Below are 12,989 nucleotides of genomic sequence, written 5' to 3' on the forward strand. Positions count from 1 at the left end.
TTAAGTTTAGCTTCATCGCATAACAGCAATTGTCCTGCCAAATCACATAAAGGACTGTCCAGCGAGACCAGCATTTGATCAATACGGTTCAGAAATGTTATCCATTGTTCAGGTACATCATTATATTTGAATTTTTCCGCGAGTTCTTGTCTGAGAAATAGCTCGAATTCAGTAGATAAATAATGAGATATAAATGACGGAAGGTAAGATTTTATGGCTTCTAGCATAGAATAATTCTCATTAGATTAATAAAATATGATAACTTAATTATATATATTATTAGAAATTAAACAATTGTCACTAACCTGTGATGAAAAAATGCTTCCGTCTGGAATCGATGCTTTCGAAACATCAAGGGGGCCGTGTTAACATACGAAGATAATATAAGGCTCCTAAGGACGTAAAAAACGTGGAATTTTCTTTCGCAGTATTATTCGCTCAACTTAATGAGCTAATGCTGTGTGACCAACATCGCTTACGGTGTCGATTGCAAGCCGCCAATAAAATAAAAGATTTCGATATTCAACAACAGGTCGTCAGCGAAATAGCCAGTGATATCGTTCATGCCAAACAACGTATTAGCCAGCGGCAGGCGAGTGGCTTCGCCATAGTTTATCCAGAAGATTTGCCGATTAGTCAAAGAAGGCAAGAAATTTGCCGTGCGTTAGATGAAAATCAAGTGTTGGTGATTGCCGGGGAAACGGGATCAGGTAAAACCACACAATTGCCTAAAATCTGCTTGGAATTGGGGCGTGGTATCAAAGGGCTGATCGGTCATACTCAGCCACGGCGTTTGGCGGCGCGGACGGTCGCTCAGCGTATCGCCGAAGAATTAAAAACCTGCGTCGGGGGGTATGTTGGCTATAAAGTGCGTTTTAATGATCAGGTTGGGGAAAATACGCGGGTTAAGCTGATGACGGACGGTATTTTACCGCCGAAATTCAGCAAGATCGATGGTTGCGACAATATGACAACCTTGATTATCGATGAAGCGCATGAACGCAGCCTGAATATTGATTTTATTTTAGGTTATTTACGCCAATTGTTACCCAAACGTCCCGATTTAAAACTGATCATTACGTCTGCCACCATCGATCCTCAACGCTTTTCACGCCATTTTTATGCCGCGCCGATCATTGAAGTGTCTGGCCGCACTTATCCCGTTGATGTCAGCTATCGTCCAATAGTTGATCAGGGCGATGAGCGTGATCGAGATCAGTTGCAGGCGATTGTCGATGCAGTGCATGAATTGGAACGGGAAAAGCCCGGTGATATTTTAATTTTTATGAGCGCTGAGCTTGAGATCCATGAAACCACGGAAGCCTTGAAAAAACAAAATCTACGGCACACTGAGGTGTTGCCGTTGTATGCGCGTTTATCCCATCACGAACAAAATCGCGTTTTTCATCCGAGCCGTGACGCGATGTTGAGACGCATTGTATTGGCGACTAACGTTGCTGAAACTTCTCTGACGGTGCCAGGGATAAAATATGTGATTGATCCGGGCTATGCACGTATTAGTCGTTACAGTTTTCGCACCAAAGTTCAACGTCTGCCGATAGAAGCGATATCACAAGCCTCGGCTAATCAACGTAAAGGCCGTTGTGGGCGTGTTTCTGAAGGGATCTGTATTCGGTTGTATTCAGAGCAGGATTTTTTATCACGCCCGCCGTTTACCGAACCAGAAATTTTACGTACCAATTTAGCGTCAGTGATCTTACAGATGACGGCGATTGGTTTGGGGGATATCAAGGCGTTTCCTTTTATCGATCCTCCCGATAAACGTAACATTCAAGATGGCGTCCGTTTACTGGTCGAACTTGGGGCGATCCGCACTGCTGATAATGGTCATCAGCAATTGACAAAGCAAGGGCGTCAATTAGCCCAGTTGCCGATCGACCCACGTTTAGCGCGGATGGTGTTAGCGGCGCAAAAAAATGCCTGTGTGCGTGAGGTGATGATCATCGCCTCAGCGCTATCTATTCAAGATCCGCGTGAACGGCCATTAGATAAACAGCAAGCGGCGGATGAAAAGCATCGTCGTTTTGCCGATAAAAATTCTGATTTTTTAAGTTTTGTTCATTTGTGGGATCACCTGCTTGAACAGCAAAAAACATTGTCTTCCGGGCAATTTCGTCAATTATGCCGCCGTGATTTTTTAAGTTATCTGCGCTTACGTGAGTGGCAAGATATTCATCGTCAACTGAGCCAAACGGTAAAACTATTGAGGCTACCTGTTAATACGGTCGCAGCGGATCATCGTACTGTGCACAGTGCTTTGTTAACCGGGCTGTTATCGCATATTGGTCAAAAAGATAGTGAAAAAATGGAATTTACCGGGGCACATAGTGCCCGTTTTGCTGTTTTCCCCGCGTCGCAACTTTTTAAAAAACCACCGAAATGGATCATGGTGGCTCAGCTTTTAGAAACCAGTCGCCTCTGGGGGCGGATCGCAGCGCGCATCGAACCCGAATGGATTGAGCCTTTGGCGCCTCATTTGGTGAAATACCATTATAGTGATCCGCATTGGGAGAAAAGCCAAGGGGCGGTGATGGCCAATGAGAAGGTAACCTTATTCGGTTTGCCTATTGTGGCGTCACGCAAAATAAATTATGGCGCTATTGATCCGCCATTATGTCGAGAATTATTTATCCGTCATGGCTTGGTGGAAGGGCAGTGGCAAACCAGCCATGCTTTTTTCCACGCTAATTTGCAATTGTTAGCGGAAGTGGAAGCCATGGAGCATAAATCTCGTCGCCGCGATATTTGGTTGACGGATGAAACCTTGTTTACTTTCTATGAACAGCGGATCGGCGCTGATGTTGTTTCAGCCCGTCATTTTGATAGCTGGTGGAAGAAAGCGCGCAAAATTGAACCTGAATTGCTTAATTTTGAAAAAACCATGCTGGTAAAAGAAGGGGCTAATCATATTGATTTCACGGATCACCCTGATTTTTGGCAACAAGGGGCATTGACGTTACCGCTTTCTTATCAATTTGAACCCGGGAGTGATGCCGATGGTGTCACTGTTCATTTGCCGCTGGCTATTCTCAATCAGATAGCAGATCAAGGTTTTGATTGGCAGGTACTGGGTCTGCGCCGCGAGCTGATTATCGCGTTAATAAAATCCTTACCGAAATCGCTCCGACGCCATTTTATTCCTGCGCCTAATTATGCCGATGCTTTTTTGGCGAAGATCTTGCCGCCACAAAATGGATTACCACAAAGTTTATTAGAAGTGCTTGAGCGCGAATTACGGCAGATGACAGGAGTGACGTTGTCACGTGATGATTGGCAATGGGAGCAGGTGCCCGCGCATTTTAAAATCACCTTTCGGGTGCTTGATGATAAAAACCACATTGTGCGTGAAGGAAAAAATTTAGCCGAGATAAAAAAACACTTACAGCAACAGGTGCAAAAAACCCTGTCGGCAGGGGGAGACAAAAACCTAGAAAAAAAGAATTTAGTTTGTTGGAATTTTGGCACGCTTCCGGCTTGTTATGCGAAGCGACAAGGTGGATATGAAATAAAGGCCTATCCTGCTTTGGTCGATGAAAAAAAGAGTGTCGCGATCCGCTTATTTGAAACTGAATCGCAACAACAACAAGCGATGTGGCGAGGGACGCGCCGTTTACTGTTGCTAAATATCTCGGCACCGATTAAATATCTGCATGAAAAATTGCCTAACAAAACCAAATTGGGGCTTTATTTTAACCCTTACGGCAAAGTGGTTGAGTTGATCGATGATTGTATTGCCTGTGGGGTAGATTACCTTATTGCGCAACATGGCGGGCTCGCGTGGCAGCAGTCTGATTTTATTCAGTTGCAGGAAAAAATTCGAGCAGAGCTTAATGACACAGTGGTAAAGATTGCCACTCAAGTTGAGCAGATCTTGAATCAGGTATTTTTAATTAACAAACCGTTGAAAGGACAGCTTGATATCAAATTGGCGTTGAATTTTGCTGATATTAAAGCGCAGCTAGCGGGTTTAATTTATCCGCGGTTTGTCAGCGATCATGGTTGGCAACGTTTAACCGATATTTTGCGTTATTTACGCGCTATCGAACAGCGTTTAGAAAAATTGCGTGTCGATCCGCAACGTGATCAGGCGAACCTGCGGCGCGTGCAGCAAATCATGACCACCTGGCAACAATGGATGAATAAATTACCTCTGCAACATCAACAGGATAATGAAGTAAAAGCAGTGCGCTGGATGATTGAAGAGCTACGTGTCAGTCTATTTGCGCAGCAATTAGGAACCGCTTATCGGATCTCAGAGCAACGTATTGTGCAGACTATGGATCAACTGATGACTCAATTGATTAATTAATTTTCCCTATATCAAGGGCTGTGGGTATATTCGCGGGCGTTTTTACTGATTAATGTCTTTAACTTATCGCGTATGGCCGTTACTGCTAGGGCATGATTATCGGCCAGAGCGCGATCCTTAGCCGCGGGTGCGGAACTTTGAATAGCGACTAACCACCAATTATCGTTATCTTTAAGCAGTAGCGGTGAACCGCTATCGCCGGGCAGGGTGTCACATTGATGGGCGATAATGCCTTGTTGCGCCCAGCCGGTGACCAAACAAGCGGGATGGCTGTAAAGCGAATTGATGTGATCGGCAGGATAACCGGCCTGGGTTATTCGATGCTTGGCGCGCGCCAGCGCTAAGTTCAGCTCTGCTATCGAACCTTGCCATAGGGGGAGTGGTTTAAGCGGTGACCGCTCAGTATTGTGTAATACAACCAAGGCGAAATCTTCTTTCGCCGCTGCGGGGGGAACTGTCCAGCCGTTGCCCGAAGCGCGTAATTTTTTACTCAAATTGATATCGACTAAGGTTTCTAATTGAGTAATCTTATATTGCCATTGTTGCTGATGTGAAATGAAACGCAGGCTGATCGCTGGATCGATTTTACCGGGCGGCCTTAATAAACAATGCCCGGCGGTCAATGCTAAATTGGGCGCAATTAAGGTCGCGGTACAAAGATGACCCCTGGCGGTTTCTAGCTGCCCAACAGCATGCCATGGCCAATTTTCACTGTTCTCTATCGCCACCCGATCATCTGCGCCAAAAAATAATATTTTTTGCTCAGTGGGCTTAGCAGTGTCAGCCACGGCGATCTGTAAATAAATAGACAATAAACTGATCAGTATATTGCGGTAGAAGAATTTTCTATTGAGACGAGTCAGCACATTAATCTTCCTCGAAGGGTCTATGTGAAATCTTCTTGAGCGACGCTCAGACGAGGAATAAGCGAAAATGAGCATTTTGAACTCATTTTTGACGGAGTATCAGCGAGTACAGAAGATTTCGAACGGCTCTTATCAACACCAGTAATTATACTAGCACCGTTTTATTTAACACCCGCTCAACGGTATCAACGGTGGCTTGTGTCTGTGCGTCAATTTCAATATTCACCCGATCAGCGAGTCGTTTTTTTCCTATTGTTGTTCTGGCTAAGGTATCTGGGATCAAATTAACGCAAAAACGATTATTTTCTACTTCACCAATAGTCAGGCTAATGCCGTCAATGGCGATAAATCCTTTCTGTAATATATATTTCATTATTTTTTTGTCGGCAATACGCAGCCAAAGTTGGCGATTATTTTCTGTGCTACAAATTTTGGCAATCTCCGCGGTACAGATAATGTGCCCAGACATCAAATGGCCGCCTATTTCATCTCCCAATTTCACCGCTCTTTCCAAATTGACTTCATCCCCGAGGTTAATTTCTCTGAGATTGGTAATAAGCAGGGTTTCTTTTATCACATCAAAACTGATTAAATCTTGGTCGATGGCAGTGACTGATAAGCAGCAGCCATTATGTGCTACCGAAGCGCCTAATGTTAATCCTGGCAACAGGGCGGATGGAAATCTGAGTGTATGGGTACGGAAATCTGTGCTGCCATTAATGGCGACTACCGGCGCGGTGCCTTGAACAATACCATTAAACATAAGGGTGCCTCTGAGTTGATTAGACCTCTTTCCAAACCTGTAAGTAGGTTTGGAAAGAGGTCTATTGTTTTATTCGCAAGAAGTCTACTGAAAAATGCCATTATGATGAAGCGCTTCAGTTTGTCTTAACTTCAATTTGTCTTAAATAGTATCGTCATTAAATTCTGATAAGAGATCCTTTACTGTATTTGATAAGCTCATCTATCCTTTAGAGTTTATCCGAAATCTTTTATGCTCGCTGATACTGGTTTTGCAACAGATATATTCATAAAAATAATTGATTAAGTTTTATTAAAGGATTAAAAACCGTTTTTTATTATAAAAAACCTGAATAGGTACAATCGGTGCAGAAATATCAAAAATATAAAGTTGAAGCTCGCAGTTTGATGGTACTTGCAGTCCCCGTCATTATCACCCAGGTTGCTCAAACGGCGATGGGGGTAGTCGATACCATTATGGCGGGCTCTTTTAGTGCCACGGATCTGGCTGCGGTAGCGATTGGGACTTCCATTTGGCAGCCGGTGATTTTTTTCGGTAATGGGTTGTTGTTAGCGCTGACTCCCACCATTGCACAACTCAATGGCTCGGGTCGTCGAAATCAGATTGCCTATCAGGTAAGGCAAGGGTTTTGGCTCGCCTGTTTTATTGCGATTCTGATGATGTTGGTGTTGTATAATAGTCATCATATTATTTATATGATGCATAATATTGATCCCATTTTGGCTGAAAAAGCGGTAGGTTTTATTCGCGCTATCATGTGGGGGGTGCCGGGCTGTTTGTTTTTCAGATTTTCCGCAATCAATGCGAAGGATTATCTAAAAACTAAACCGGGGATGGTGATTGGTTTTCTGGGTTTGTTAATCAATATTACTATTAACTACATTTTTATCTACGGTAAATTAGGTGCTCCCGCGTTGGGGGGAGTCGGTTGTGGTGTTGCTACCGCCAGCGTTTATTGGGTGATGTTTTTGATGATGTATTGGTATGTTAGCCAAGCCGGCTCTCAACAAGATCTAAAATTAAACAAGGGGTTGAGCTCTCCTGATTGGAAAGTGATAAAAACGTTAACTTTTCTTGGCTTACCCATTGCCTTGGCGCTATTTTTTGAAACGACTTTATTTGCTGTTGTCGCTTTACTGATTTCTCCCTTGGGGGTTGTGGCAGTGGCGGGGCATCAAATCGCGCATAGTTTTAGTTCTTTGGTGTTTATGTTACCGATGTCACTGGGTATTGCAGCGACGATTCGCGTAGGTCATTGCCTGGGAGCAGGTGAGGTAGAACAAGCGAGGGTTTCGGCTTATACCGGCCTTATTGTCGGCTTGATACTGGCTTCATTGAGTGCCATATTGACTGTTTTTTTTCGTGAGCCTATTGCTTTGCTTTATAACGACGATCCAGCGGTGGTCATTATGGCGTCACATTTGATGATATTTGCCGCCATTTATCAGATGTCCGATGCAGTACAGGTTATCGGCAGTGGTGTATTACGGGGATATAAAGACACGCGGTCGATTTTTTTTATTACTTTTATTGCCTATTGGTTATTAGGTTTATCCAGTGGTTACCTATTGGGTTTGACGGATTATGTTGTTTCGGCCATGGGGCCAACCGGTTTTTGGATTGGTTTTGTTATCGGGTTAACCTTTGCCGCTGTGATGATATTTTTACGTATTCGTTGGTTGCAAAGACAGCCGCCAGAGGTGACGTTGCAACGTGCTGCGCATCATTAGATTTGTAACGGGCTCTAAGAAATGGCGGATGAAAATGCGGCAATCAAACTGTCTTTATGATGAAATGATCTTTTTCTTCTTGCCAACAGACGAGTAGCTGGTTAGTATCTTTTCCCGCTGGCCACATGCGTTCGCCGCCAGCGTCTGATGCGTCCGTAGCTCAGTTGGTTAGAGCACCACCTTGACATGGTGGGGGTCGGTGGTTCGAGTCCACTCGGACGCACCATTTTTTATTCATTTATGTAAATCAGCTTAATATTAATTTGGCTGGTGATACAAAATTCTTCTGCGCAGTTTCTTCCTTTGTCACCTATTCTTAGCCATATTAGTCAGGATCCTTTTGATTAGCATCAATAGACTTTTTGCAAAACTGTCGTTCGTTTTGTTAAGTCTATACCCAATGAATTTCGAGTTACGGCAAGGCGGCCAGGGCGACCGACCGATAAGCGTAGACAACTACGTGATTCGGCGAGCACCCGTAGACAACGCCGCCGTAACTTGAAAGGCGAAGGGTTATAAGCTAACGGATCTGTCTGTTGCCTTCTCATCTATTATTACAACGGGTAGAAAAAGCCGTCATGAAAAAAACTAAAATTGTTTGTACTATCGGTCCTAAAACCGAACCCAAGGAAATGCTCACCAAGCTGCTGGATACAGGCATGGATGTGATGCGGTTAAATTTTTCCCATGGTGATCATGAAGAACATCAAAAACGTATAGAAACTCTACGGGAAATAATCAAAGAAACTGGCAAAAAGCCGCGATTTTACTTGATACTAAAGGCCCTGAAAATCCGCACCATGACCCTCGAAGGGGGAAGTGAAGTCCCTTTGGTCACTGGTCAGCAGTTTACTTTTACCACTGATCAGACGGTGATAGGTAATGCTCAAAGGGTAGCAGTGACCTATGCAGGATTTGCCGCTGATCTCAAGGTGGGCAATATGGTACTGGTTGATGATGGTTTGATCAGGATGGAAGTGATCGAAATTACAGAAAAAACCGTGCTGTGTGAAGTAAAAAACAATGGTTATTTAGGTGAGAATAAAGGCATTAATTTGCCCGGGGTTTCGATTAAGTTACCGGCGCTATCGACAAAGGATGTCTGCGATCTAAAATTTGGTTGTGAGCAGCAGGTTGATTTTATCGCCGCTTCTTTTATCCGTAAACGTGATGATGTAAAGGCAATACGTGAACATCTGAACAAGCATCAAGGTCAGCATATCCAAATTATTGCTAAAATTGAGAATCAAGAAGGTCTGAATAATTTTGATGAGATTTTAGAAGAAGCAGATGGGATCATGGTTGCCCGCGGCGATTTAGGGGTGGAGATCCCGATTGAAGAAGTGATTGTTGCGCAGAAAATGATGATTAAAAAATGTAACCGTGCGCGTAAAGCGGTGATCACCGCCACTCAGATGCTCGATTCCATGACTAAAAATCCACGGCCGACACGTGCCGAAGCGGGGGATGTGGCCAACGCCATTTTGGACGGAACCGATGCGGTGATGTTGTCAGGTGAAAGTGCTAAAGGCGCCTACCCGATTGAATCCGCGGTGATGATGGCAACGATTTGTGAGAGAACAGATCGTATTATGAAAAGTCGGATTGGAACATTAGATAGCCAATGTAATGGGGTGGGGAGCGAGAAGAGTAAAGATTATGTTATGGGGGTAACCGAAGCCGTTTGTCGTGGCGCGGTAGAAATGGCGGAAAAACTCGGGGCGAAGCTGATAGTGGTTGCTACTGAAGGCGGAAAATCGGCCAGAGCGGTACGTAAATATTTTCCTACTGCTTGTATTTTAGCGCTGACAACCAATGAACGTACTGCACGTCAGCTTATTTTAACCAAGGGTGTGATCCCACAATGTCTTGATAGCATTGCTTCTACTGATGATTTCTATCGCATAGGCAAACAAGCCGCTTTGGCTAGAGGTTTGGATAAAGAGGATACCGTGATTATGGTATCAGGCGCATTAGTAGAGAGCGGCACCACCAATACTTCTTCCGTTCATCGTCTATCGGATGAAAAAAATGCTATGTAAAAAACGATAGTAAAAAAACTTTGTGCAATACTTAATAACGCTAGACAAAGATTAACTTAATCTGAGGGTGTTAATCATGAAAATGACGCAACTTGTTTTTGGCACAATAATACTATCTTCTACTCTATTGGCCGGTTGTTCCAACCATGCTGAGATTGAGAGGCTGTCCTCTGATGTTCAGATGTTAAACTCTAAGGTAGATCAACTCAGTGGCGAGGTGAGTACAGTACGTTCTGAGGTACAAGACCTGAAAAGAGACACTGAACATCAAAAACAACGTTTGAATAATAAAGTCCATTCTTATAGAAAATAACCTCATTTTGGATAGGGTAAATAATAGCGCACTCAGTGCGCTTTTTTATGGTGTTTTTATTGATACCAACTGAAGTGGTCTAAGAATTCAGGCCATATTTTTTCTTTAGATCGCTTCTTTCTTTTCTGTGTTGTGTAATTTCTGCGTTTATATTCTTGTTAGTATCTTTAAGTGATTTAATTTTGTCTTCTAATGTTTTAATTTCCTCTTCTAAAGTCGAAATTATCTCTAGCATAAAAATTACGTTTTCATTTTCCATTGGAGCCAAACCGTTGTAGTGTTCATCTAGTTTTTCACCACATGATGCTTTTGAGGACTGATATTCTTTCAGTTCTTTTTCCTGGTCTAATATTCTTTCTTTATTTTTTTGGACGGTGTTTAATTTTGTAGCGATTAGCTTCGTCAAGCTGTCATCTTCGATTATCATAGTTGGATGCAGAGTTAGGCTTGATGTCGGTTTATTTCTTTGTTGTTCATTGATTGGTGCTCTGAATCTCGCAAGTTCTGATTTTCTTAGTTGGTCTTCTCCTTCAAAAAAGTTAATTATATCCTTTGTTGGCAGCTTTTCTTCGAAAGAATGGGCAGGCTGTGGGTTCAGCAAATCTTGCGTTTTTTTCTCGTCTTTTTTAGCAATTGTTGAATCAGGAGTTGGGCTGTTTGATGAAGTTGAAAGTGGAAATCCATCATCTTCATTGCCTGATTCACTGTCTGATAAATAGCCAGAGGAATTAGAGGAATTAGAGTTAGTTCTCAGTATTTTTTCCGGCGGATTTCCAGAGTCAGTAGCTCCGGGTTGAATTGGCGTCTGAGCGGGTTTGTTTTCAGATTCAAGAGATTCTGAGGCGCTATGGTGATTGATCTGGAGTATTTGGTTTAGCAGTGAATATACCACTATTTTTTATAGCATTGGATATACTACTTTACTTATAGCCGGTTGTGTTATCCCCATACGTTTTGCAACCTGAGTACTATTTAACCCAGCGTTGTTACGCATCTTAAAAAGAAGCTCTTCCAGCTCTTCTTCTTTTTTCTCTGCCATATAAAGCGCATGAATTTCAGGATCAGCAAGAAGTTCAGCCTTAATATCAGAATAGGCAATGCCTTTAACTTTTTTCATCATTTAACTCCTTATTGTACTGTCTGTGCTCCTCCGCCTTGAATCAAATTAAACTGCTTCGGCTATATTGGTCATGATAAATTGAGTTGAAAAATAACTCAAGGGATGTATATAATCTATGGGTTATTTTAATTTTTTGAGGAATAAAATAAATTAAATCATCAATTTTATATTTTCATTTACAAAGATTTTAAAAATATAACGTTAATATAAAAAACAGATGAAAATATAATATTTCTATATTCGTTTTATATTATCTATCTAAAAACAGGAGCGTTTTTTGAGAGCGACAAATAATAAACGCTGTAGGATACCGATCAATTATTGTCATTAATTCATATGAATAATCTAAGTGAATGAATTAAAAAATTTTAAAAAGGAAATAATATATGACTATTGGTCACGTTTATCCACTATCTAATATAGCAAAAGCTCAGAAATCTACTTATAACGGGAGTGGAAATCCATTGCCTGATGATTTAATTAGAGTTGGCTCTGAAGGCCGCTGGCCTTCAATTCCTGAAGTCACCAAGCATAAGAAGGCATTTGTTGAAGGAGCAACTAAAGAGCTGCAGCAACCAGTGCGTGAATTGATAGCTTATTTCGGAGGGGATGAGATCCGAATCACCGTATCCTCCAATCCGCCTGGTAAAGGTAGAACACCCACCCTTACAGTATGCAGATAAAATTTCTATAAATAACACTCCTCAAAAAAACAAGGATCCTGTAGATCCATCTCGTTTGCCAGAACCTAACTCTACTCAGTCAAATTCTACTCAGCCAAATAATGGAAGAGTCTCTAGTTTGTTACCGCAATCCAGCCCGTGTCTTCAGCTTCAGCCTATACCACAAAGCAGCCAGGTCAGGGAATCTGTAGAGTCTAACGGTCAATCAGGTGATGGTGCATTAGCAGTACAGAATGTTAAGGGAACTGGTATAGGTGAAACTCCTCTAAGTCGTACGTCGAGCGTAGATTCTGGCTATGAAGCAGATAAAAAAGATACAGGAAATAACATGCCTACGGCGATGGAAGTTCGAAACTCGATTATGAAAGCTCGAAAATCGGATCGCTTGCAACAAGCTGAAAAGGCTGAAGAGGCCGAAAAGGTTGAATGCGCTGGGTTGGTAACAAAAATGAAGCAAGTTACAACCGGGGCTAAAGAGCTTCTTTCAAGCAGGACAAATCTTGATCCGTCCTCGTCCTATGGCACATTTATACAAAGAGAGGTTGAAAGCGAGGTTGATCGCGTTATTCTTTTGGCAGAGAAAGCTTCAAAAGCAGCGAATAGTGGCGATCTAAAAGTTGCTCAAGCGCTTGCTAAAACAGCAGAAGATAATTTAAAACTTTTAGCGGAGAAATTACCCGCTATAGACTCGTTTATGCAAGAGGTAGATGCTTTTCAACAAGATATTATAGGCGATTTTTCAAAACAGAAACCTGATATAGAGGAAGCAGAACGGCATACATATCCATTACTGTACAAACGTATAATGGATATGGGAGAAGAATTTATTGATGCGGCAGAAGCTTTAAAACAAGAGGGTACTGTAAACCTAAGAGTTGCTGAAAAGCGTTTTGAAACAATAAAAGATTCCTATGAAAAAGCTAAAAAGGCTAAAGAGAATGAAAAGGGAAACTACGCTGAGTTTGTAGGAAAAGTGAAGAAAATTGAAAACAAAATTAAAGGTATTCAACCAAACAGCGAAGAAGGTTGGGAGATTAAAGATAAAGCTAATGGATATGTATGGAAAGCTTTAACAGAAATGCATAGTTGCAATCTAAAAGTGGCTAATTTACATGTTGAACAAGCAGAAGCTCATTTAAAGT

Annotated in this window: 11 protein-coding genes and 1 tRNA gene; 7 read left to right on the forward strand and 5 right to left on the reverse strand. The window is 42.3% G+C overall.

Annotated features, from left to right (window positions below; genetic code table 11):
- The coding region (locus tag REG_RS13795) for a hypothetical protein (protein ID WP_039908161.1) at positions 1–227 on the reverse strand (227 nt) is incomplete at its 3' end.
- Positions 228–409: 182 nt separating this feature from the next.
- Between REG_RS13795 and hrpA the strand changes: the two genes are divergently transcribed.
- The gene (gene hrpA / locus REG_RS08245) at positions 410–4,330 is read left to right on the forward strand and encodes an ATP-dependent RNA helicase HrpA (protein WP_260200248.1); all 3,921 of its coding nucleotides are present in this window, start codon (positions 410–412) and stop codon (positions 4,328–4,330) included.
- An 11-nt stretch (positions 4,331–4,341) separates the two neighbouring features.
- Here the strand turns inward: hrpA and REG_RS08250 are convergent, their stop codons facing one another.
- Both REG_RS08250 and REG_RS08255 read right to left on the reverse strand, forming a co-directional pair.
- Complete coding sequence (locus tag REG_RS08250) at positions 4,342–5,196, reverse strand: trypsin-like serine peptidase (RefSeq protein WP_141553662.1); 855 nt, start codon at positions 5,194–5,196, stop codon at positions 4,342–4,344.
- 145 nt (positions 5,197–5,341) lie between these two features.
- On the reverse strand, positions 5,342–5,959 hold the full coding sequence (locus REG_RS08255) for a riboflavin synthase (protein WP_006705223.1): 618 nt from the start codon (positions 5,957–5,959) through the stop codon (positions 5,342–5,344).
- 344 nt (positions 5,960–6,303) lie between these two features.
- Here REG_RS08255 and REG_RS08260 point away from each other — a divergent pair, with 344 nt between their 5' ends.
- The 4 genes from REG_RS08260 to REG_RS08275 all read left to right on the forward strand — a co-directional run bounded on the left by REG_RS08260 (position 6,304) and on the right by REG_RS08275 (position 10,044).
- A complete protein-coding gene (locus tag REG_RS08260; RefSeq protein ID WP_006705224.1) occupies positions 6,304–7,689 on the forward strand; it encodes an MATE family efflux transporter in 1,386 nt (461 codons plus the stop codon).
- 149 nt (positions 7,690–7,838) lie between these two features.
- Positions 7,839–7,915: transfer RNA gene (locus REG_RS08265), tRNA-Val, on the forward strand.
- 352 nt (positions 7,916–8,267) lie between these two features.
- Positions 8,268–9,731 carry a pyruvate kinase PykF gene (gene pykF, locus REG_RS08270; protein WP_006705225.1) on the forward strand — a complete coding sequence of 488 codons (1,464 nt, stop codon included), beginning with the start codon at positions 8,268–8,270 and terminating at the stop codon, positions 9,729–9,731.
- A 76-nt stretch (positions 9,732–9,807) separates the two neighbouring features.
- Positions 9,808–10,044 carry an Lpp/OprI family alanine-zipper lipoprotein gene (locus tag REG_RS08275; RefSeq protein WP_039908164.1) on the forward strand — a complete coding sequence of 79 codons (237 nt, stop codon included), beginning with the start codon at positions 9,808–9,810 and terminating at the stop codon, positions 10,042–10,044.
- Between the two features lie 79 nt (positions 10,045–10,123).
- Here the strand turns inward: REG_RS08275 and REG_RS08280 are convergent, their stop codons facing one another.
- Positions 10,124–10,936, reverse strand: coding sequence for a coiled-coil domain-containing protein (locus REG_RS08280; protein ID WP_006705226.1), 813 nt, complete (start codon positions 10,934–10,936; stop codon positions 10,124–10,126).
- A gap of 6 nt (positions 10,937–10,942) precedes the next feature.
- Entirely contained in the window at positions 10,943–11,164 is a 222-nt protein-coding gene (locus tag REG_RS08285) for a helix-turn-helix domain-containing protein (RefSeq protein ID WP_176603496.1), read from the reverse strand.
- Positions 11,165–11,550: 386 nt separating this feature from the next.
- On the opposite strand from REG_RS08285, the gene REG_RS08290 reads away from it, so the two are divergent.
- Complete coding sequence (locus tag REG_RS08290) at positions 11,551–11,847, forward strand: hypothetical protein (RefSeq protein ID WP_006705227.1); 297 nt, start codon at positions 11,551–11,553, stop codon at positions 11,845–11,847.
- Between the two features lie 118 nt (positions 11,848–11,965).
- A partial coding sequence (locus REG_RS08295; protein WP_039908165.1) for a hypothetical protein occupies positions 11,966–12,989 on the forward strand: 1,024 nt, incomplete at its 3' end.

The sequence above is a fragment of the Candidatus Regiella insecticola LSR1 genome (assembly GCF_000143625.1).
Taxonomy (GTDB): domain Bacteria; phylum Pseudomonadota; class Gammaproteobacteria; order Enterobacterales; family Enterobacteriaceae; genus Regiella; species Regiella insecticola.

Excerpts from the sequence above, each read along its gene's own strand:
- REG_RS08255 (WP_006705223.1), bottom strand. The coding sequence starts at position 5,959 with ATGTTTAATGGTATTGTTCAAGGCACCGCGCCGGTAGTCGCCATTAAT.
- pykF (WP_006705225.1), top strand. The coding sequence starts at position 8,268 with ATGAAAAAAACTAAAATTGTTTGTACTATCGGTCCTAAAACCGAACCC.
- REG_RS08275 (WP_039908164.1), top strand. The coding sequence starts at position 9,808 with ATGAAAATGACGCAACTTGTTTTTGGCACAATAATACTATCTTCTACT.
- REG_RS08285 (WP_176603496.1), bottom strand. The coding sequence starts at position 11,164 with ATGATGAAAAAAGTTAAAGGCATTGCCTATTCTGATATTAAGGCTGAA.
- REG_RS08290 (WP_006705227.1), top strand. The coding sequence starts at position 11,551 with ATGACTATTGGTCACGTTTATCCACTATCTAATATAGCAAAAGCTCAG.